The 20,377-nt window shown below is 62.1% G+C and carries 18 protein-coding genes and 3 pseudogenes; 9 read left to right on the forward strand and 12 right to left on the reverse strand.

Annotated features, from left to right (window positions below; genetic code table 11):
• Positions 1-597: 597 nt before the first annotated feature.
• The 11 genes and pseudogenes from H4W01_RS06805 to H4W01_RS06855 form a co-directional block, all read right to left on the reverse strand.
• Positions 598-990 carry a response regulator gene (locus tag H4W01_RS06805; protein ID WP_209613273.1) on the reverse strand — a complete coding sequence of 131 codons (393 nt, stop codon included), beginning with the start codon at positions 988-990 and terminating at the stop codon, positions 598-600.
• A complete protein-coding gene (locus H4W01_RS06810; RefSeq protein ID WP_209610404.1) occupies positions 990-2,768 on the reverse strand; it encodes a sensor domain-containing diguanylate cyclase in 1,779 nt (592 codons plus the stop codon). Before H4W01_RS06810 ends, H4W01_RS06805 begins: the two co-directional genes overlap by 1 nt.
• A gap of 530 nt (positions 2,769-3,298) precedes the next feature.
• Positions 3,299-4,694 (reverse strand): annotated as a pseudogene (tnpC, locus tag H4W01_RS06815) (IS66 family transposase).
• Positions 4,695-4,805: 111 nt separating this feature from the next.
• Entirely contained in the window at positions 4,806-5,153 is a 348-nt protein-coding gene (tnpB, locus tag H4W01_RS06820) for an IS66 family insertion sequence element accessory protein TnpB (protein ID WP_209610405.1), read from the reverse strand.
• Positions 5,150-5,536 carry an IS66-like element accessory protein TnpA gene (gene tnpA / locus H4W01_RS06825; protein ID WP_209610406.1) on the reverse strand — a complete coding sequence of 129 codons (387 nt, stop codon included), beginning with the start codon at positions 5,534-5,536 and terminating at the stop codon, positions 5,150-5,152. The genes tnpB and tnpA overlap by 4 nt, the downstream gene beginning before the upstream one ends.
• 433 nt (positions 5,537-5,969) lie before the next feature.
• Positions 5,970-6,155, reverse strand: a pseudogene (locus H4W01_RS06830) (IS3 family transposase); the annotation flags it as partial.
• 94 nt (positions 6,156-6,249) lie between these two features.
• Positions 6,250-6,891 (reverse strand): MobA/MobL family protein, encoded by a 642-nt coding sequence (locus H4W01_RS06835; protein WP_209610407.1) that lies wholly within the window; start codon positions 6,889-6,891, stop codon positions 6,250-6,252.
• Positions 6,892-7,083: 192 nt separating this feature from the next.
• The gene (locus H4W01_RS06840; protein ID WP_209610408.1) at positions 7,084-7,725 is read right to left on the reverse strand and encodes a hypothetical protein; all 642 of its coding nucleotides are present in this window, start codon (positions 7,723-7,725) and stop codon (positions 7,084-7,086) included.
• Positions 7,726-7,812: 87 nt separating this feature from the next.
• Positions 7,813-8,463 (reverse strand): hypothetical protein, encoded by a 651-nt coding sequence (locus H4W01_RS06845; protein WP_209610409.1) that lies wholly within the window; start codon positions 8,461-8,463, stop codon positions 7,813-7,815.
• A 46-nt stretch (positions 8,464-8,509) separates the two neighbouring features.
• A complete protein-coding gene (locus H4W01_RS06850) occupies positions 8,510-8,773 on the reverse strand; it encodes a hypothetical protein (RefSeq protein WP_133187740.1) in 264 nt (87 codons plus the stop codon).
• A 108-nt stretch (positions 8,774-8,881) separates the two neighbouring features.
• Positions 8,882-11,692: a hypothetical protein gene (locus H4W01_RS06855; protein ID WP_209610410.1), complete on the reverse strand. Its 2,811-nt coding sequence runs from the start codon at positions 11,690-11,692 to the stop codon at positions 8,882-8,884.
• 41 nt (positions 11,693-11,733) lie between these two features.
• On the opposite strand from H4W01_RS06855, the gene H4W01_RS06860 reads away from it, so the two are divergent.
• The 8 genes from H4W01_RS06860 to H4W01_RS06895 all read left to right on the forward strand — a co-directional run bounded on the left by H4W01_RS06860 (position 11,734) and on the right by H4W01_RS06895 (position 17,555).
• Entirely contained in the window at positions 11,734-12,546 is an 813-nt protein-coding gene (locus tag H4W01_RS06860) for a hypothetical protein (protein ID WP_209610411.1), read from the forward strand.
• Complete coding sequence (locus H4W01_RS06865) at positions 12,543-12,884, forward strand: hypothetical protein (RefSeq protein ID WP_189676191.1); 342 nt, start codon at positions 12,543-12,545, stop codon at positions 12,882-12,884. The genes H4W01_RS06860 and H4W01_RS06865 overlap by 4 nt, the downstream gene beginning before the upstream one ends.
• On the forward strand, positions 12,884-14,614 hold the full coding sequence (locus H4W01_RS06870; protein WP_209610412.1) for a hypothetical protein: 1,731 nt from the start codon (positions 12,884-12,886) through the stop codon (positions 14,612-14,614). The genes H4W01_RS06865 and H4W01_RS06870 overlap by 1 nt, the downstream gene beginning before the upstream one ends.
• Complete coding sequence (locus tag H4W01_RS06875; protein ID WP_209610413.1) at positions 14,611-15,087, forward strand: hypothetical protein; 477 nt, start codon at positions 14,611-14,613, stop codon at positions 15,085-15,087. The genes H4W01_RS06870 and H4W01_RS06875 overlap by 4 nt, the downstream gene beginning before the upstream one ends.
• A gap of 45 nt (positions 15,088-15,132) precedes the next feature.
• On the forward strand, positions 15,133-15,786 hold the full coding sequence (locus tag H4W01_RS06880) for a hypothetical protein (protein WP_209610414.1): 654 nt from the start codon (positions 15,133-15,135) through the stop codon (positions 15,784-15,786).
• Positions 15,787-15,863: 77 nt separating this feature from the next.
• Positions 15,864-16,352, forward strand: a complete 489-nt coding sequence (locus H4W01_RS06885; protein WP_209610415.1) for a hypothetical protein — start codon at positions 15,864-15,866, stop codon at positions 16,350-16,352.
• Between the two features lie 11 nt (positions 16,353-16,363).
• Positions 16,364-16,933, forward strand: coding sequence for a hypothetical protein (locus H4W01_RS06890; RefSeq protein ID WP_209610416.1), 570 nt, complete (start codon positions 16,364-16,366; stop codon positions 16,931-16,933).
• Positions 16,934-16,949: 16 nt separating this feature from the next.
• A complete protein-coding gene (locus H4W01_RS06895; protein ID WP_209610417.1) occupies positions 16,950-17,555 on the forward strand; it encodes a hypothetical protein in 606 nt (201 codons plus the stop codon).
• A gap of 222 nt (positions 17,556-17,777) precedes the next feature.
• Here the strand turns inward: H4W01_RS06895 and H4W01_RS06900 are convergent.
• A pseudogene (locus H4W01_RS06900) lies at positions 17,778-18,041 on the reverse strand (ATP-binding protein); the annotation flags it as partial.
• Positions 18,042-18,646: 605 nt separating this feature from the next.
• On the opposite strand from H4W01_RS06900, the gene H4W01_RS06905 reads away from it, so the two are divergent.
• Positions 18,647-20,377, forward strand: a complete 1,731-nt coding sequence (locus tag H4W01_RS06905) for a methyl-accepting chemotaxis protein (RefSeq protein WP_209610418.1) — start codon at positions 18,647-18,649, stop codon at positions 20,375-20,377.

The following is a 20,377-nucleotide window of genomic DNA, read 5'->3' on the forward strand; positions in this document are numbered from 1 at the left end:
AGCGCACGAACACACTGGAGCGCTTTGCAGGAGCGGCCCTGCCCGGGAGAGGCGCGACGAGCGGGTTGATTACTTCCTCCTGGCTGGGCTAGACCTACTAAGCGCAGGGGCGCTCCGCGATGGGTGGATTGCCCATTTTCCGACCATGCCCAGGCTGCGTGCTCGGATAGCTTCGCGGGGGTACATCGCCTCGTTGCGGAGGTCGCCGAACGGTCCGTCGACCGCATCGATTTTGGCTGCGCGTGCCGCCATCGTGATCCGCCGCCAGGCATGATTAAAGATATCGCCGGGATAGTGGAAATCGCTGATGAGCGTGATGCTCAAATCGCTGATCTGCGGATGGTGCCTTCACTGAAAGCCTGATTTGGCGCTCTCTGCAAGCCAAATCGGGCGAAGTCGCACGCCTATCATTGACCGTTGAAAGTAACGACGAACCTTTATTGATATTGCCAAGCCGTATCTTGCTTGGTCGATCGCTTTCGACGGATTTGAAATGATTGATCGTAAATGATCGACTTAGCTACTCGCAGAACTTGGACGCCGACCCCGCTCGATCCGACGACCGCGCCTGTCGGCGTTGTGGTCAAGAGACACGGGTCACGTCACGAGCGCTCCTCCAGCGCCAAGTATTTCGCCGATGCACTTGAACAGCTCGTCCATGACGACCGGCTTACCAAGGACCCTGTCGGCGCCGGAGCGCAGGCAGCGGGCGGTGCCTGGCCCCAAACCCTCCGCGGTGATGACGACGATCGGAAGCCGAGCCTTCGCGTCGCAGCGCCCACGGATGCGCTCTATAACTGTATGCCCGTCCATTCCGGGCATCCGCAGATCGAGTAGAACGCAGTCGAAGTCATTGGCGTCGAGCTGCGCGAGGCCGTCCTCGCCGTTGGCGCATTCGTCGGTAACTCCTCCGGCCACGTTCAGCATGTCGCTCATGACCCGTCGGTTGAGTGCGTCATCCTCAATGCAGAGAAAGCGCAACGGCTGCATCATGACGCGAGCTGCAGTCGATTTCGGCCATCTCGTTTTGCATGGTAGAGCGCCGCATCCGCGCTTCGTATCGCGTCCTCGGCGCCACCGACGTCGATCAAGGCGACCCCGCCGCTCACGGTCACGCGAACCGGCCGCCCGTCGACCATAATGACCATCTTTTCGATGGCATTTCGTAGCCGTTCGCAGACGACCATAGCCTGCTCGAGCGAAGCATGCCGGAGAAGGACGGCGAACTCCTCGCCCCCTATGCGGCTTACGACGTCGCCACCCCGCACGGTCGTCATAGCGATGCGTCCGAATTCGCGCAGTACTCGGTCGCCCGCTTCATGCCCATGGCAGTCGTTCACCTGCTTAAAATGATCAAAGTCGAACATGGCTACACACCCGAACGAGCGCTCCGGGTGGACGTGTCTAACAAGTCTTTCGAGTTCCAGCTTGAATGCCCTGCGGTTGGGAAGTTGGGTGAGGGGATCCGTCAGCGCCGCATGGAACAGCTGCGTCTCCATTACTTTGCGGTCGGATATGTCGCGAAGCACGCTGACTACGCCTTCAACGACCCCGGCGTCATCGCGCACCGCACGGCTGTGGGTTTCGAACCATCGTTCCGCGCCGCTCGCGGTGACCGCCCTGTATTCGAAACTGACCATCGCGCCACCACCGCGCAGGGTCATGACGTGCGACCTTGCCGCCGATGCGCGATCCTCAGCCACCACGAGCAGCGCAGCGTTCCGTCCCACCAGATCCGAAGGCTCGAACCCGCCCAGTTGCGCTATCGAGGGCGAGACGAAGCGGACGAGACCATGGACGTCGAGATTCAGGATGATGTCCGTAGAGTTGTCGGCGAGCATTCGGTATCGCGCCTTGCTATCCCGCAACTCGCTGATCAGGTTGCTACGCCTTGCCAGGTCGGCCGAGATCGGCAGCACCGCGAGCACCGTCGCGGCGAGGTAGAATTGCAGGAACTGCATGTGGTCGCCCATGGTTCCATGCATCAGGCTGATCGGTCCCGTATTGCATAAGGTAAAGGTGAACCCGATGATCGTCAGCAGGATGACTGACGAGGCGGCGGCGAGCGACCCGCCGCGGAACGTGGCGAAGATCACGGGAAGTAACGGCAGGAACAGGAGCGGCATTCTGTTCTGGGCGAAGACGGCGATGCTGACGCCGACGACGAGCAGCAGCAGGACCGCAGTCTTCGCCGCACGCCTGTGGGTCATAGCTCGGATCCGCTCACCGAGATCTTTTCTGAAGAGAAGGATAAATACGGGCGTGAATGTCAGCGACCCAAGAGAATGGCCCGCGAACCATCGCGGGTATGCGGCCGAAAAGTCCGCGCCGACCACCATCGTCGCGACCGACGCGCCGCCGACGCCGCTCGCGGCGGGCGCTACCATCCCGGTTGCAAGCACGAAGCCCGCGAGCCAGCGCGTCGACTCCAGCGGACGCTCCGGTATCTGGATAAGCCTCAGCACCGAGGCAGCGATGACGGCCTCAAAGAGATTGACGAACGACAGCGGAATTGCCGCGGCTACACCAAGCCCGAACAGCGCGGTTACTGCCACATTCGCACTTCCGCACGCCAGGAGATGGGCGGGCCAGGCGCTTGGTTGCAGCGTCGTCAGCCTCGCGATCAGAAGTGCTGTCGCAACCCAAATGAACGCCACTCCACCGTCGAAGCGGGTGGTCGAAACCGTCACTGCTGCGAGGATAAAATAGCCCGCGGACGTGGCGATGACTGATTTTATAGCGATCTGGATTGGTGTTTCGCCGATCATACAATCGGCCTACGCCCAGAAGGTAAAGATGATGCTTCGGGGGCAGTCGACACTTCGCTCTGCCATAGCGGCACCAGAAAGATCGAAGTAAGCTCGGAACTGCGGTGCCGGAACGGCGTCACCTAAGGCTTCAGCGGCGCCCAATGCCTCGGTATCGATGAGCCGCTCGGAAAAGCTCGGCGCCTGTGTCTGCAGATTTGGTATCAGCAGGAACCGCCCTGAAGCTCCGTCTGGCCCGGTCGATTTGCGCGGTCACTGGATCTCAGGGTGAGCCGCGCCGGGTTTGCCGGAGGCTCCAAGTCCTCATATGAGGTTTTTAGGGTCAAGCGGTCATCACGCGGACACGTCCTTTTTCATTCGGCATCCAAGGTCTGGGCCTGATCGCATTGTAACGGCCCGGTACCCGAGCCTGGACAACCTCATCCAGACTCCGGCCTCGCTGCAGCGCCAAGACCGGCGGTAGATCGTAAGCGTCCGGTGAGGGTGTCGGCCTATGCTGGGAGGTAATTCCACGGGAACAGATCGTCGATCTACCGGGCGGGATAGTCGGCGATGCGCGCGATGGTGTCTGTGAGCCAAGCCTCTGGATCGACCCCATTGAGCTTGGCGGTCTCGATCAAACTGTAGATGGTGGCGGCGCGATGGCCGCCCTGGTTCGAGCCGGCGAACAACCAGTTCTTACGACCGACGGCGATGTCGCGCAGCGAGCGCTCCGCCGCGTTGTTGTCGATCTCGAGCCCACCATCCTCGACGTAGCGGGACAGTGCTGACCAGCGGGTGAGCGCATAGCGGATCGCGACCGCGAGGTCGGAACGCCGCGCCAGCTTGGGGGCGGTCGCGTCGAGCCATTTGCGGAACGCGACCAGCAGCGGTCCGGCTCTGGCTTGGCGCTCGCATCGTCGCTCGTTGGGCGGTCGACCCCGCACGTCCTGATCGGTCGCATAGAGGCCGGCGATGTGGTCCAGCGCCTCGCGAGCGGTCGCCGATCCGGTTGCAGCCTGGACATCGAAGAACTTGCGCCGGACGTGCGCCCACCAGGCGACTTCGGCGACGCGCTCACCATAGAGCCGATCGAAGCCGGCATAGCCGTCGGCGTGAAGATCGCCTTCGGAACCGAGCGAGGTGCGCGGCCGGAGGCTCGCCCTTGCGGTCGGGTGCATAGCGGAACAGCACGGCTCGCGGTGCTACGCTGCCATGCCCGCGCTCGTCGCGCACATGCGTCCATAGCCTGCCGGTGCTGGTGCGCCCCGCGCCGGGCGCAAGCACGGGCACCGGCGTGTCGTCGACGTGGAGCGTGGACCCGCCCATGACGTGGCGCTCGAGTGCGTCGACCAGCGGGTCGAGCAGGCTGGCCGAACGCCCGACCCAGTCGGCCAGCGTCGAGCGCGCGAGCTCCACGCCGTGCCGGGCATAGATCCCTGACTGGCGGTAGAGCGGGAGATGATCTGGGTATTTGGATACGAGCACGTGCGCGAGCAGTCCGGCACCGGGTCTGCCGCGCTCGATCGGCATAGAAGGTAGCGGCGCCTGCACGATGCGCTCGCACGACCGACAGCTAAGCCTCAGCCGGACGTGGCGTGTGACCCGGAACGAGGCCGGCACATAGTCGAGCTGCTCGGTCACGTCCTCGCCGGTGCGTCGCATGGCACCGCCGCAGTCGGGACATGTGCAGGGCGGCTCGTGCACCACGTCTTCGCGTGGCAGGTGGTCGGGGAGCGGCTGGCGATAGGGCTTGGCGGCATCGCGCGCACGGGCAACGGCCGGTGCGACCGTGGCGGCGGCTTCCGCCTCGGCCTCTTCGAGTCCGAGCTCCAGCTGGTCAGCCTCGCGGGTCAGGCGCTTGGACAAGCGACCGAACGCCATGCGCCGAAGCTGCGCCACCTGCATGCGAAGCTGCTCCAGCTCCACATCGACCGCAACGAGCATGGCCTTGACGAGGCCTACATCGTCGGGCAGCGAGGCGGCGTCCAGCAACACGATCGCTTATATCAGAACGGCGCCGCCCATGCACGCAGGAACGGCGCAAAACCGTGCTCTTTACGAAGCCAGCGTTGGCTGCGACGAGCGGATCGGATGCCGCCAGTCGACCCCTTCGAGCAGCATCGACAGCTGTGCCGGCGTGAGCACGGCGACGCCGTCGGCGGTCGCCGGCCAGGTGAACCGGCCACGCTCCAACCCCTTGGCGCGGAGCACCAGACCCTGACCGTCTAACCACACCAGCTTGACCAGATCGCCGCGCTTGCCTCGGAACCCGTACACCGCTCCGCCGAACGGATCCTGGCGAAGCCGCTGCTGAACGAGCGCCGCCAACCCGTCGAAGCCCTTAAGCATATCCGTGACGCCAGCTGCCAGATACACCCGGACGCCGGCCGGCGGGCCGATCATCCGAACGCGGCCAGCACGGCCTTCAGCACCCGCGCGTCGATCGGTGGTGCAAGGCGAACGCGTTGCCCACCAGAGCAGATCACCTCGACCACTCCTGGTCCAAGCGGCTCCGGCTGCGTAGCGGCACCGGCGCTCGCCACCTCCACCGGCACGAACGCAGGCGCCGGCAGCTGCGGTGCCTCGACCGGAATACCGTCGCGAAGCAGCACGCGCCGCCAGCGATACACCAGCGAAGAACAAACCCGGTAACGCCGCGCGACATCCGAAACGCTCGCCCCAGGCATCATCGCCTCCGAGACGATCCGCGCCTTGTCGTCATCGCTAAACCGCCGACGCGGCGCCGCCCCGCCCGTGCCAGAACCATCAATAATCATCATAGCCATAGTGCCGCACCAGTGCTTGCCACAGTGCCGCACCTGTGGCCTGCGGATCACACCTACCGCAAGGCGGAGCAGACCGGACGCTTACGGTAGATCGTGTTCCAGTTGCCGTATTGGGTTGGCAGGTCGCGCTAAGGCGTGCCGCAGCGAAGTCGCCAGAGGATGCAGTTGATGATCGAACGGTTCTCTTCGGGCGGTCACCCAAGGCGCACGGCTGGCCGCGTCAATCGGCAGCAAGCCTCACAAAATACGCAATTCCGCTTCGCTCAGATCGCCCCAGGTCAACCCCGCCTCCAAACGGAAGGCTTGGGTCAACTACCGTATATTGCGTCAACCAATTTGTTCGCGCTGCCTAGAAGTTTACTCGTCCTTCCTACTGTAAGATCAGCTTGTCGAACGTCGCGTCCGAGATTGCCCGGCGTAGCCGCAGGTTCTACTGCCCCTGAATGCGCCGGGCCTGATCGGTCTTCAGTCGACCATATTCCTTGCGCCAGCGACAATAGGTCTGTTCGGTAACAGCGATCCGCCAAAACGCATCCCCTGTCGTGCTACCCTGCGCAAACACGATCTCCGCTTCGCGCAGTTTGCCAATGATCTCTACCGGCTTGTGCCTCTTGCCCATTTTTAAACTCCTTCATGATCCAAAATAACAGAAATTTTGAATCATGAAGGGGGCATATCCAAGCGAGATCAACTCAGGGAGATGGTGCCAAACTTTAACTCGGTTCGATCTTGCTCGTTTGCGCAGCCATGAGGTGACCGAGGGCCGAGAAGTCGAGCCGCGCAGGTACGTACTGCCCGGCGCTATACGGACTGACGGCGGCGGCGCGCATCGACTGGGGGAGCTTTGCGAGCCAGTTCGCATGCAACCTGGCGCGCGCCGCGGGGCCACACCAACCGGGTACGGTTTGACCACGCCGCGCTTCATGACGCCAGACGCGCGTTGTGACGATGAGGTGCGCATGCGGTGGAACGGTTGCTTGACCGCCAGCATGCGTCTTGGCGTGGATCGACCATGCGACCGCGGGACCATGGGCGGCAATACTGCGGAGAGCATAATCGCGGGTCATGGCGATCCAAGTATCAGGGCCTTCATTGGCAGGGAGCGTCACGACGACATGCCAGGCGCGGACATCATCGGCGGCGAGGTGATCCGTAGATTCGTCGAGTTCGCGCCAGATGCGGCCGGGTTCTTCCGCCCAGCAGGGATGATTTGCTGGAAGCTCGAGCCCGTGAGCGACGAGGTCGTCGCGGTTGCTGTAGTCGATTTGACCGCGGTCGTCGGCCCCGACCCCGCGCGTGATATATAGGTAGTTGGCCATCGCACTGGCATGTGTGCAGCGGCGATCGCCGCTCATTTGGTGCCAGCCTGCTTTCGAGACGGGCCGGATGCTGACGGGGCGGCGATCGTGCAACGGAAAATTTGTCATGGCGTTCATGTGAATACTCCTTGAGTAGGGTGTGCCGCGCCGAAGTTCTGCAACAGGGCCAGCCCCGGCACGCTTGGCGGATTTCTGATTTGGGAGATTGGCGAGTTCGGCGCTCGACGATCAGCCGGCTTGCCGGACCCCGGCCGCATGCTCACGAAACGCCGCAAGCGCACGGCGGGCAGGATGCTCATGATCGTCGAAGTCGCCAAAGCTGTTCGTCCAGCAGGCCCAACCCCTCGCTGCTTCCCGCATCATCGTGCGCTCGGCCTCTGCGGGATCGGGTAGCAATGCTGCTGGAAGCTCAGGCACGCATGGCGGATGCGGGGCGGGGCCACAGAGGCACGGCATTGCGGTTACTGGGGTCTGTTTCATGTGCCACGTCATCGATCGTGGCAGGTCACGCCAACGGCCATCCGGGTCTGCAATCGCGGCAACTGTGCGGGGGTGAAGAGCCGGGTCTATCAATGCTGCAAGGCGTCGCGTCACCGGCCACCAACTGTCCCAGCTGATGATGACACCCGACTGAGGTATCCGCTGTTCCAGCCAGTAAAGCAGTGCAGGTATGTCGCCATCGCGCAGGACCTGTGCATTGCTGGCGAACCGATAGCCTTCCTCCTGGGGCGTGGCAGTGAACAGGCCGACCCCAATCAAGGCACGATCGTCGGGCTGGTGGCACATCTGGTAACAGGTCGCGACGGTTCGCAGGACGATGGCGGTGGCGATAGGTTCGAAGCCACGCGGTTCGATGGTGTCGAGAAGCATGATAGTTTCCTTGTTTATTTGAGGTTGGGGTTCCGCTGCGGAGGGGCTTCGGCTCGGCGGCGCGGATATGGTCGACCAGCTGGACGGTCAGAGCTGAGCCGACGGGAGCGCTTCCAGATGGACGGCAGCAGCGGGAAAATCGGCTGCGCGGAGCCAGTTGGCGAGGTGTGTCTCGATGACCTCGTGGACCCGGAAGCCGAGGCTCGACCTCGCCGCGATTTGGTGCATGGCAAGGCGCCACACGGCGATTACATCGAGTTGCAACGTGTCGACGATCTTCTCTCCGCGACCGGTACACCAGCCAATGAAGTCACGGGCAGGATCGGGCGTCGCGCACGGGATGGACAGCTCCGCACAGCACTCGCCGAGCGTGATCGGTTCGCCATCCTTATCGGCGCCCAGATCAATGATGGTCCGGCCACGGCCGCCCAGATTGCGTACGGCAGCGGACAAGCGCGCTCTCGGCAGTGTCTTGAGTAGACGAACACTTTCCTTCAGCTCGAAGCCCGCGAGTGTGGTGCGATCATCGCCAAGCCGGGTCTCGAGCCAGCTGATCAAGCCTTCGCCTGGGTCCTTGGCGGTAAGCACGGCTGTATGGAGCGCGAAGGTGACGATGCCACCCTGGATAGAGCCGCTGAACGTCGCCGCACCGATGATTTGCGGGTTTGAATTTTCGAGTTCGTGGCCGACGTCGAGCCGGGCAAAACAGACGGCAGTGATGACATGAGATGCGTTCATGAGGGATGGTCCCGATGGCGCGCGATGCCGCGCGCCGCGTCACCGGTCAGGGCGACGAGGTCGACGGCATGCACATTGCGTGATCGCTCCGAATGGAGCAGCGGACACCGTCTTCGAGCGACACGAGACGGTGGAAGAATCCTGGGGCGAAGCTGACTTTCGCCACCTTCCTTTTCCTTTCCCCTGGATCCTTCACTTCGCCTTCTCTTGAAATCTTCGCGACGGGCTGATGCCCGGTGCGGCTGCGCCTTTTCGTTGCTGCTGCTGGTTTTGCAGGCTCAAGACCGGCGGCTACGCAGGTGTTGCGCATCTTACTTTTCCTTATCGTATGGCTGATCCGGTCCGCACACCCGTTGGTCCATCGTGTGGAAGCGCGACCGGTGCGATGAGGCCAACCAAACCTTGGCCGTCGCTGGATCTACTGTTTAGTTCTGCCACGCGGCCGGAGGTTTCCCCGCGTACGGGAGGTTTTTGAAAAAGCGGAACCAGATGACCGTTTCTGATCCTTTTTGACGTGTTCGGCGCGTTTCGTAATAGGCTTTGCAGCCGCTGCGCGGTCGATCAGTTCAAGCAAGACGGCCGGGTGATCGCCGCAGTCTTGCGCCGCTTGCAAGGCGCGCAGGTGAAGATCGTCGCAACGTTTCTTGCGCGTCACTGCGGCCTTTCCTGCTTCGCTGTTCTGCGCCGTGTCGAGATAAAAGTCGGCCTCGTCCTGCCAGCGTAAGAACATCGCCTTCAGGGATGCCGGCATGGTAACCGGAACCACCACTGCTCGCACGGACCCGCCGCCCGCGGGTGCCAGCTTGCGTTCGATCTCCGTCACGCTCTGCGCGACAGAAGCGAGACATTCGACCCGCTCTTCCTGCTGTTCGCGGTATGCGATGGTGAGCATTTCCTGGGCTCCAGGATGCAGAAGACGCATAAGGTTTGCGTCGCTCCAGCTAATCACTTGGCGGATGTCGGGAACGACAATATTATCGACTTGGCTGAGTACCGGCGAGGTGTCTGATGGGGCGATCATCTCCCGGAAAAGCGCGTCCCCCTGCGTCCATCCAGCACGCGCCGCCACTGCGCCACGCGCACCATATCTGCCGGCTTCGTAGCGCCACATGCCGTTGGAAATCTCGCTGGGCCACGCTGCGCCAGGTTCGTAAACGGTCTCCAGAAGCTCCCCAATCTGGCGGCGCACAGTGGGGTGCTGCATGTACAGCGCGAAGCGGTCGGCGAACGCTTGGTCACCGCGGGCAAAAGCGGGGGTATGACGTCTTCCTTTTGTATCGAGCTCCCAGCGCAGTATCGTTGGATCCTCTCGTATCGCGAGCAGGAACGCCGCATATTCCGGTGTTGGGTTCCCGTGATCACCTTTGAGAAAGAGCGATCGGTCGAGAAGATTTTTTCGCCGCGCGGCGAGTTTTGCTCGCTCCTTCTGCTGAGCTTGTCGCAACTGGATGAGCAGCATCGCATCACGCACCCCTGCAACGTCGGGCCGCTGCGCAGGCGGAGCGGGAAGCGTGGGACCTGCAATCTTGCGCCCGGTGTTCGACCTGCTGGCGCCGTCCAGTTCGATGTCGAACGGGACTATTGGTGTCGATGGGCGGGGCACCTGTGTGCGCGCGGGCGCACGCACGGCCGCCTTTGTCTCGGCCAAGCCACTGGATCCTGTGTCAAGAGTGGCCAGGCTATGCTTTGCGTCAAAGAAGGGGCGGGGGGGAGTCGCCTCGGCCAAGCCCGGCGTTCGTTTGATGCGGTCGGATTGTCTCTCAATAGCGGGGCGCGGCAGAGCGCGGCGAGCACCGTTTATGCTCTTTGAAACCGGGATGGCAACGATGTCGGGGCGCGCCAGCGCCCGCCGCTTTTTTGCGGTCGGGCCGGCCAATTCGATTGGGCGTGAGGCGGCTTCGAGGACCTCGCTTTTGAGAACCGGCACGGTGACTTCGATCGGCCGCGGGGTCATCGCAAGCTTTTCCTTAAACCACCGAAGGCGTAGCGCAGCATACCGTTTGAGGTTGTCGGCGATGATGCGGATATTCTCTTCAACGACCCCGACATACTCGCCACGCCGATAGGCTTCGGTCTGCTCGCGACCGACCTTCTTCGTCGGTTTCAGCGACAACCCGCGTTCCTGCATCGACAGCGAAGTATAAATGTGATGCCGCCCTTCCTCACGGCTGACCTGGGTCATTGTGTCTGCAACCACGGCGCGAAGGAGGCGTATGCCGATCGGTCTGGAAAGGTCGGTGCGAAGCTCGGTCGCGACCTCCCAATCAGATCCCCCAGCATAGCGCATCGGCCGGAACCCGGCTTGAATATGAGCATGGTAATTGCGCTCGTCGCTATGTGGATCGGGCGGATGGACAGCTGCCGCATATGGCAGGCCGTGACGACCAAAAAATTCCTCGCACACTTGGTGTACGATGCTGAAGCGCGCGTCCGCACTGATGTCCTTGGGCAAGCGCACGATGACCCGTATTTCGATATTGGCGTTGGCGCGGCTGGCGCGCGCGACATCCTCCTTGAGGTCCATGGCGGCCGCCACGAGTTCGGGCGTCGGCCCCATGTTCGAGCAGCGTGACAGACCGCCCGACGAGAGGCGTTCTACGGCATTTTCCGCCCAGATGTAGTTCAGATGGAGACGAGCGCAGCCTGGCCGATACCGCGTATCGTTAGCGCCGACCGAGGTCATCTGGACTAAGATTCCGCGCCGACCAGCGCGGTCGAGGATGACGATGCCCATCCGGGGAAGGCGCCGTGTCGGCGGTATATCCTCACGCTTTCTACGGTTCGCCGGCACCGGCTTTTTCTTCTCATGAACACGGTCCGTTAGCCGAATCGTCACCCCTTCCAGTTCACGCTCCAGCTTCGCAATGGCGATGATGTGACGGCGCATTGCGCGGTCGCTGCGCGTTATCGCGGCCAACCGGTTTTGCTCGATCCGCATGTCGCGCAACATAGCGCGCTCGGCATCCTCGCAGCGGCCGAACTGCTGGCGAAGGCGCTCGGGCGTCGCGTCGATGAGGACGTCGCCGATGTTGAACGCAGGTTTCGAGATTTGGGCAGGGAGGGGGGCAGGGGGGTGGGATCGGCGACTGGGTCGCCGCGCTTGCGTTTCGTAGAAACGCTTATCTCGCATCCCACCCCCAAAATTGACTGAACAACTGGTGCGAAGGTCGTGCCTCTGATTTCTGGATGCGCCCATGGTAATGGCTGCCGCGCGTTTAAATTCAGCCATTACCAAGGGCAGAAGATCTTCAGCCGGGCATCATGCCCTGGATGACGACGCAACCCGCCTCGAAAGACCGTGTACTCCACTCGCGTAAGGCCGCCCTGCCGCGATGGGATGCGCCGCTCCTCGGCCATCCTCATCGTAGCTACTATACGCTTGGCGGTCTGGCGGTCGCGGTCGGTATGGCGGCGGACGACGCTACCGCACTGGCCGGGCTGCTAGCCGTACCCTTCCAGGACGCGACGCGCTGGGTCGAGGAAGCAGCAGCAGATTCAGCCGATCGCTATGCGATGCGTATCCTGTACCGGGCGCTCGATCGGCACCGCGGCGACTGCGAGGCAGTGGGGCGGCGGATGATCGCGGCGCGTCGGGATCGCGCCGAGCCGCCGCTGGGGTGCAGCGCGGGGGACGCCGCCCGGTTCGTGCTCGGCAGCCAGTTCCACGGCTATGGCCTGCGCTATACGCATGCGCCAGCGCTCGCCGGGCTGTGCGCACTCGGGACGCCTGTAATGCTGGAGCGCCTGCGCATCGTGCCGGGCCGGGGTCGCACGCTTGGAGGGCGACTGTTGCCTGGCCTGCGCGAGGGCTTCGCCGATCTCGATCGTATCGGGCGAGTGTCGGCGTTCAACCGGGGGGCCGCGGCTTACGCTGAACGCTGCCGCAGATTTGCCGATCGCGAAGCGGCCAGTGTCGATCGTAGTTGGCGCGATGCGCCCGTCACCCGGCGGCAACGCTGGACGATCCTTGATACGACCGATGGCCTCGGGATCGAACTGCCGGATTGCCAGACCTGCGGTGAGGCGGCCGACTGGTTGTCGGCGCACGGCGCCATCCTTAAATATCGAAAGGGAAAGCGATGAGCGGCAACACCCAATCCCTGTCCGGCGAGGCCGCCGGGGGCGATCTCGCTGAAAAGCACAACGCCCTGCTCGAGGCGCTCGGTCGCGCCGAAATCGACATCGTTCGATTGAAGAAGCAGGTCCAGCGTGCGCCGGCCGAGCAGCTGGAAACGCTGCTTGTACAGGCTGGACGACTGGTCGATGAACGCGCGCAAGTTCTGGCAGAGTTGGTGCCGGTGGAGGCCGCGCTTATATCCAGGCGATATCGTGAACTCGAAACGGCTCGGGACCGTTGGGTGGGCGATATCGAGGATGAGCAGGCAGCCGGCCATTTGCCAAGTGACGACGAGGTGTGGTGATGGAAGACTTGACCCCGCTGATCCAGCGGCTGACGCTGATGCACAAAATGCCCGAAAGAGCCGACTTGCTGATGTCGGTCCCGGCAGCATGCGGTGTGGTGGACAAAGGTGTTCTTCTCGGAGGGCTGCAGTCGGGAATCGACTATCGGCCCGGGGGCTACGAAAGCTTCTCTGGAGCGACGTCGCTAGTTGCTCGCATACCCGCCGGCATACGCATGAGCCGGCTCGCCTTTGGCGGCGACGTGCGGGCGCTGGTCGCGGTCCGGGACGGCGACGTTCCAGCAGGGCTTTTCCATCTTCCCGACGAAAAGCAGGCCCTTATCGGATTCCTCGCGGAGCGAGCCGGGTTGTGGAATGGTGATGGCGATCCGGGAAGTGAAAATATCGAGGCCTCGCTCGAGCGCTTTTACGGCTTCCGACTCGGTGATGTTGCCGAAGGCCTGCTCGAGATTGGGCGCGAGGATCGGGTGGCCTACGTGCTACTGCTCAGTCTTGAGTTTAACCTGGCACTCGCGAAGCGCCCGAGCCTGGGCGCGAGGAGCGCCCGTTTTCCGCGGCTCAAGCGCGGGCTGCTCGACGCGGTGCTCATGCTAGCCGAGCTCGAGCGACTGCGGAGCATCGTCGGCAGTCTCGCCGCTCGGCTGTACGGCGCTCGGCGGGATGATGAGGTAGGCATTCCGCTCTCCAGCGCTGAGGCGGTCCGTATGCTGAGCGGTCGAGAGGGATCATGCGACGCGTTTGATGATCGTTTCGTGGCGTATCTGGGTGATGCACAATTCCATGTCGAGACTCTACTCTGGCACGCCGACGCCGGGCCGCGGACCATCGATCCGCAGGACCCCCTGCTCAAGCTGCTGATGGACGACAGTGATGTGCGCGCATCCATGCGCCACCCGGAGGCACGAGCTCGACTTCTGAACCGGCTGAAAGAAGCGCGAAGTTCCCGGCCGAACCGGGGAGGCAAGACCATGCCGATCGGGCTTGCCCGCTTCATGGGTCTCGACATCCTCGATACGGCCACTGTCGGTCTGGTCGAGATCGGCCACGGTGTCGACCGCCTAAGCAACAAGCGCGTGACCGGATCCCAGCAACTCGCTCGAAAGACGGCGTTCTGGACCCTCTTCCTGAAGCTGCTGGGAAACGTGGCTACGGACCTTTCTGATCGTGCGCTCGCCAGCGGGCGGCGCGGTCCGATGCCGCCGTTCGGCGAGGATGCGAAAGACCGGGAATTTGGCGAAGCTCGCATGCGCCGTGCGCAGGGCCGCAACGGCCTGATCCATGTCTATCTTCCGGTCGCGGCGACGCCCGTTGGTGCAGGACGCTTCGCGCCCGATCACTGGCTGAACCGCGATCGTCATCTGCCATTCTGGCGAGGCATCGTTCAGGATTTTCAAGGAGGCGGATTGGGCGGAGCGTTCGACGCTTTGCCCGCTGAGTGGAAGCCCGCTTTGCTCGCGCGCATAACCGCGCTGCGCGAAACCCTGCATGCGATCCGCGATCGGGTCTCAGACGCAGAAAATGTGGACGTCACAGCGTCAGCGGTGTCGGCGCTGTTCACGGGGCTGACCCCCCTCACGAGCGATCCGCTGTTGGCCTATGTGCTTCAGCGTCACCGCAAAGCACGCAAGGGTGATTGGCTGCCCGGGATCGTCGCTGCTTCTCGGTCGATCCATGACGAATCGGAGATAGCGGCGGCCGTGAAGACATCGCAGGACAAAACGACGAAATGACGAGCACCTCGACCACTCGTCATCTGTCCAGACCGATGGCCACGATGCTGGAAGCGGCCGGGCTTACGGTCGATATCGTCGATGACGCCATTGCCGAACAGATTGCAAAAGGTCGTCCCAGCGCACTTCGCGTCGGACATCCGCTCGTTGATCGGCTTCGGGCAGAAACTGGTCTCGGCGTCGTGCTCATTGGCAGACGGTATCGTCGTCTCATGCTTGAAATAGAGCAGCCGGTTGAACGGGCAATGCGTTGGATCTACCGAGAGCATAGCCCGGTCCGGTCCGATTTTCTATGTCGTGGGAAGATCCCGGAGACCTTTGCCGCCGGTCTCGGCGGAGAACCACTCTCCCGGCTCGCGGATCCGCCATGGCAGATCGGCACTGCGATCATCAAGACCGTGACCGTTCTTCATGATGGCTGGCTGTCCGTGGCCATCACGCCTTGCTGGCTGGACTTCAAATCGGGCGAGTGATGACCGTGCTTGGCACCAGGCAAGCCTGAGCCGTACTGACGGGACATGACCGAATCACCTACGCCCCGCCTGGGATCTGTTCACCTCGAAGATCTCGCGAGCTTTGTGTTGATGAGCGGATGCGCAGGCCAACGAGCAGAGGGCGCGCGTCCGCTGAGCGAAACCGCCCGGGCACGCCTTCGCGCCCGGCTAAAGCAAATCGGTCGCGCTAATTGGCCAGCGACGATCAAGGACGATCCTCTTCTGCGCCGCGGATATACGCTGCAGCAATGCTGTCGCCTGATCACGGCGTTGCTGCTGATCGACGCCCATCTCAATCCCAGCGTCGCTATACCGATAGCGCGTGCCGGCGAGCAGCTATTCTTGCGCGCGATGATTTCGCGCATGGCTCCCGATAACGGCACCCAACGAGATTCCGCCGACGATCTCATCGCCGTCATCGTCCTTGCCGAGCTGGTCGAGCTGGTCGATCCCGACCAGGCCGTGTCGCCATCATCGGCCCTGCGCCTGCTGGCGCGCAAAGATCTGCCAATGCTCTGGGACCGACCCCACGGGCTGAAACGTCCCGGCCAGCGACTTGTCGTGGATATCGGCGCAGCCGCTGCCAGCATGTGGCTCTGGGTCAGCGAGCGGCGCCTGCTGCCGCAGGACGCATTGTGGGAGCTCGCTTCGACGGCAGGACTAAATAATAAACTTTGAGATATACAAGTATCCGAGTACTTGACGCAGGGCTCGGGTCGGTATAGATCTGCCTTCGAACAGCGGAAAGGAACGTCATGTCTGTCGATCTCGCCCTCGCCCGTGTCCGCCCGTGGGGCGCATCGCTGCATCCGGTTACGGTCGGTCGCTCGCATACGGTTCTGCAGGCGCCGGACGGTCGCCTGTGGGACAGCGTTCGCGATGTCTTCTGGGGCCAGCACCTCAACATGTGCATGTGCGAGGACCAAGAGGATCAGCTCGAGCTGATGCGAGCAACTCTGCGGTGCGTGTCCGAGGATCTGCATCGCATCGATCCTGACGCGATGACCGAGTTTCTGTTCGGCGGCAGCGAGATGTTCTTTCGTCACTATTTGCTGACGCTCGGCCATCATGAGCTCATCGAGCACGGTGCTACCGTCTTCAAGCATGCCGCGCTGTCGCCACTCGGCTGGTCGGTGCTGGCGATGCTCGAGGCAACCCGCCCCGTCATCGTCGATCAGAAGGACCCGGCAAAAACGAGAGCCGCCAAAATCCAACGCGCGGAGCGGCGCGTGTTCGCTCGATAAGGAGAGACGACATGCCCCATCACATTCCGTACGCACCTGCCTCTCACGGCAGCGATGCCGACCGCGCCGGCGACACACTCTTCGAGCGTATGCGGCGCGGGACGCAGATGCACACCCATAACGAGGTCAAACCGGCGAACGGCGGCGTCGGGTTGAATGCCAGCGAGGGGCCGCTGGTCACCATCGACCTGACAACCTCCGAAGACAGGGCTGTTCGCTTCGCTAGAGCTGATTTCGACGGGAAGCCGGGCGTAGTCATGCAGGAACAGGACGGGAAGGGCGCCTGGCGCGATGTCTGGTCTTTGCCGACGCAGTCGATCGACGCAATGGAAGGCATGATCGGCTGGCTGAACACACAAAGTCATCGCTGGGATCGGTTCGCGCGCATGTTGCATCGTCAGGGTGCCGACGAGCTCACCGCCTGGATCTTCGAACTGATGGTAGTGCCCTCCACAGGACACGCGACCGCGCCGCGCTTCGACCCTCGGCAAGGCTGGGCCACGATCGACCAATACGGCCGCGTGGTACGCGACGACTGCGCCTGCCGTGCGCGCTCGATACAGCACAGCCGGCACTTCTGATCGGACAAGCCTCCTCATGTATAACGATCCAAATTGGTTCTTCACCGATGAGCCGGTTCAGATGTGGGGCCGGCAGCTCGTCTATCACGAAATCCGTGACGGCGATGATCAGGTCATCACGCCGGATAACCGACGCTACACGTCGTTGCGGCGAGCGTTCGCGCTTTACCGGGTCGGACTCGGTGACCGCGGTCCCGGCGACGAGCAGCTGGACGTGATGCGACGGACGCTCAGCTGGCTCCACTGTCGCCGCTACGAACAGCCCGTGATCGAGGCGAATGCCAAATGCCCGGCGTCCGCCCGGCACGAGAAGGTCGATGACCGACGAGTGATCTGCGACGTGTTCGGAGGGTCACGCCCGCTGTTCGAACACTATTTGCTGCACCTCGACATGCTCGGGCTTACCACCCTCATCGACCGTGGCGACTATGGTCTGACCCGCGAGGGTCAGGCCGCGCTGATCATGCTCGAACTCACACGGCCGCGCTCGGGCGTACTAACGTCGGTCCGTTGGCTGATCTATGGGATAAAGCAGGGGAAGTGGATCAGCGTCGATCCGAACCGTTGGGCCAACGGGATTATCGCCATTGAAAAAAAGCCGGCTAACCAGCCAACTCAGTGACGGGCCACATTGCGAGATGAATCATACCAGGTTCGCCGGAGGCTGCAGCGCGACGATCTGGATGAGAGTGTAGCGACGATCAGGATGCGAGTCCGACGATCGCGACCGTGGTGGTGTAGCGATGCTGATTGTAGCTCTTTGATTGGCGCTGGGAGCGGCCTCCTCGATGGTTTTGATTGTCGCGTAGGTTGGCGGTCGGCCCGCGCGTAATTGTCGATGGAAGGCAGTGCGGCGGCGGTAGCTCTCGACGTTCATCTCGAAGATGGTGGCGTGATGGACCAGGCGATCGACCGCGGCGAGCGTCATGGCGGGATCGGGGAAGATCCGCCCCCATTCGCCGAATGGCTGGTTGGCGGTGATCAGCGTCGAGCGGCGCTCGTACCTCGCGCGGATGAGTTCGAACAGGACAGATGTCTCGGCCTGGTCTTTAGTGACGTGGGCGAGGTCGTCGAGGATGAGCAGATGATATTTGTCGAGCCTGGTAAGTACCGCCTCGAGCCCGACGTCGCGCCACGCGACCTGCACTAACCAGATAGGAAAGTCGCTGCCCAGTAAATCTGACAGTGCCTTTCGAATGCGTGCGGCCGTAAGACTTCAGTTGCTAAAAGTCGCGCTTCCGCACAAAGCGACCTGCGCCGCGCGTAACGCAAAAATACGATCCGCCGAAACTGGATCGAGACGCCCCCACGAAAATGCGGACCGATCCGGCGCGCCTTCCGACCAGATTCGTTGGGCGACCACGAAAAGCTCCTGGACCGAAGGCGATCGCGCTTCGGACACACAGTCTACCACCTCTGTGGAAAAGAGAGCGTTTAACGAAGCGGTCATGTCATCTGCCCCCTCCTTGTCGCCGCACGGCATACACTCCTAGGATGACACTCTGCGGACAACGAACCTGTCAGATCAACGCGGCACCCAGCCCGGCGCAGTTATGCCGACGGTACCGCCGAACTTGTCAGGGTGCCGCTTCGCGTCGATGCTACGTTTCGTTTCTACTGCTGGTCCGTCAATACCGACCAAAAAGTGTAAGCTGTCACATGCGGTTAAGAACTTTGATCTAGCCGCACAACCATATGGTTAAAAGCTTACTTATGATCTGGCCGCGCAGCATGGTCGCCCGACTGATGGTGCCCGTTCTCCTGATGTTGGGCCTGGTGGCACTGTTCGGGCTTGTGAATTTTGGTACGAGCGTTCGGCTTTCTTCCGCACGAGCGAGGTTGGAACAGAGCGAAAGGGTGCATATTGGTCTAATTGAAGCCCGCTCCCTCAGTCGTTCGCTCCAGCGCGACGCACTCAATCTTTTGATCGAGAAGAATGCCGACGAGCTGGCGATCATCAATCGTAAGTTTACGAGCCGGTCGGGCGAGATGCGTAAACTGTTGAATGCTCTGGCCCACAATCCTGCATTCGAAGCGGGCAGTCGGCGTACCGCATATTTTCGCAGCCAGGCAATCGTCCTGGACCAGCTTGCTGCCGTGGCGTCGGCAGTTGCGCTTGACAACGCCTCGGGCGCCTTGAACGACTTCAGGAAGCAAGTACGTCCCAACGAACGCGCCTCATCGGCAATCGCAGATGCGCTGATTTCAGACCAGAACACATTGGTGAGCGGGCTTCTCAAGGATAGTCGCCAGTTAGAATGCCAAAGTTTGTTCGTCAGTTTGTTCGCGGGGGCCGCTTTGTTCACGCTTGCGGCTACAACGACATTGACGATCGTCCGCCGCACAGTTGTCCGCCCCCTGGCGGACATCGAATACGAGATGGTAAGGATAGCCGCAGGTGAAATAGACGGTTGTACTCCGCATGTGGAAAGGAAAGACGAAATAGGTCGAATGGCGCGCGCTATCGAGGTTTTTCGTGCCTCGGTTTCCGAACGGACACGCCTTCAGGCCGCGAATGCGCTGCAAGCAAATCTTGAGGCCAGCCGCGCGCTCGAACGCGCGCAGGCCGAACGCAACGCCGATGAGGCGGAAGCTGAGCACAACCGAATAATCAGCACCTCTGCGGCACAACTGGAATTGCATATTGCCCAAGCAATCGAAATCTTGCGGAAATCTGCTCTCAAGCTTTTGGACACATCGGGCGAACTCGCCGGTCATTCAGCGCAGGCGACACGCGAACTAGGTGAGGTAAATGGGGCGGTATCGCGAGCGGTCGAGGGGGCAGCCGACGTCGCAGCCGCAACTACCCAGTTCATGACCGCTCTTGCGCAATCAAGTGCCAGTACCCGTCTATCGGCCCAGTTGACGTCTGAAGCGACCATCGATGTCGCTGCTCTCTCGAGCCAGATGGAACTAGTCCGGCAAAATTCATTGACTGTCGGCAACATCGTCGACGTGATCGGCGGGATCGCGAAAAAGACGAACCTGCTGGCACTGAACGCTACGATTGAAGCGGCCCGCGTCGGTGAAGCAGGCATGGGATTCTCCGTTGTCGCTGGAGAAGTGAAGATTTTGGCGGCTCAGTCTGCTCGCGCTGCCGACGAAATCGCCGAAAAAATCGTCGCCATGCAGAATGCCTCCCTCCTCGCGAGTGACAGTCTCGGACGGATCGGGGAGCGGATCGCCGAAATTGCAGCAGGTTCGGGTATTTTGGCCGTGACAATCGAAGAGCAGGCTCAGAGCGGAAACGTCATCAATCACAACATAAATGGAGCCGCGATGGATCTCACGGTCGTGAGCGGACGGGTTACTGCGGTCTCCGCTGCCGCTGGTGAGGTGGAGGGCTTGGCGAACCAGGTTCGCGCAGATGCGACGCAAGTCGAAGGCGGCGCTGCGGCGATCGCGCACGCCCTTTCGGCATTTTTCGAAAACCTGCATCGGTAA

The organism is Sphingomonas sp. PL20 (genome assembly GCF_017875905.1).
In the GTDB taxonomy this organism is placed as follows: Bacteria; Pseudomonadota; Alphaproteobacteria; order Sphingomonadales; family Sphingomonadaceae; genus Sphingomonas; species Sphingomonas echinoides.

Excerpts from the sequence above, each read along its gene's own strand:
- H4W01_RS06805 (WP_209613273.1), bottom strand. The coding sequence starts at position 990 with ATGCAGCCGTTGCGCTTTCTCTGCATTGAGGATGACGCACTCAACCGA.
- H4W01_RS06810 (WP_209610404.1), bottom strand. The coding sequence starts at position 2,768 with ATGATCGGCGAAACACCAATCCAGATCGCTATAAAATCAGTCATCGCC.
- tnpB (WP_209610405.1), bottom strand. The coding sequence starts at position 5,153 with ATGATCGGCCCGCCGGCCGGCGTCCGGGTGTATCTGGCAGCTGGCGTC.
- tnpA (WP_209610406.1), bottom strand. The coding sequence starts at position 5,536 with ATGGCTATGATGATTATTGATGGTTCTGGCACGGGCGGGGCGGCGCCG.
- H4W01_RS06835 (WP_209610407.1), bottom strand. The coding sequence starts at position 6,891 with ATGAGCGGCGATCGCCGCTGCACACATGCCAGTGCGATGGCCAACTAC.
- H4W01_RS06840 (WP_209610408.1), bottom strand. The coding sequence starts at position 7,725 with ATGCTTCTCGACACCATCGAACCGCGTGGCTTCGAACCTATCGCCACC.
- H4W01_RS06845 (WP_209610409.1), bottom strand. The coding sequence starts at position 8,463 with ATGAACGCATCTCATGTCATCACTGCCGTCTGTTTTGCCCGGCTCGAC.
- H4W01_RS06850 (WP_133187740.1), bottom strand. The coding sequence starts at position 8,773 with ATGCGCAACACCTGCGTAGCCGCCGGTCTTGAGCCTGCAAAACCAGCA.
- H4W01_RS06855 (WP_209610410.1), bottom strand. The coding sequence starts at position 11,692 with ATGGCTGAATTTAAACGCGCGGCAGCCATTACCATGGGCGCATCCAGA.
- H4W01_RS06860 (WP_209610411.1), top strand. The coding sequence starts at position 11,734 with ATGACGACGCAACCCGCCTCGAAAGACCGTGTACTCCACTCGCGTAAG.
- H4W01_RS06865 (WP_189676191.1), top strand. The coding sequence starts at position 12,543 with ATGAGCGGCAACACCCAATCCCTGTCCGGCGAGGCCGCCGGGGGCGAT.
- H4W01_RS06870 (WP_209610412.1), top strand. The coding sequence starts at position 12,884 with ATGGAAGACTTGACCCCGCTGATCCAGCGGCTGACGCTGATGCACAAA.
- H4W01_RS06875 (WP_209610413.1), top strand. The coding sequence starts at position 14,611 with ATGACGAGCACCTCGACCACTCGTCATCTGTCCAGACCGATGGCCACG.
- H4W01_RS06880 (WP_209610414.1), top strand. The coding sequence starts at position 15,133 with ATGACCGAATCACCTACGCCCCGCCTGGGATCTGTTCACCTCGAAGAT.
- H4W01_RS06885 (WP_209610415.1), top strand. The coding sequence starts at position 15,864 with ATGTCTGTCGATCTCGCCCTCGCCCGTGTCCGCCCGTGGGGCGCATCG.
- H4W01_RS06890 (WP_209610416.1), top strand. The coding sequence starts at position 16,364 with ATGCCCCATCACATTCCGTACGCACCTGCCTCTCACGGCAGCGATGCC.
- H4W01_RS06895 (WP_209610417.1), top strand. The coding sequence starts at position 16,950 with ATGTATAACGATCCAAATTGGTTCTTCACCGATGAGCCGGTTCAGATG.
- H4W01_RS06905 (WP_209610418.1), top strand. The coding sequence starts at position 18,647 with ATGATCTGGCCGCGCAGCATGGTCGCCCGACTGATGGTGCCCGTTCTC.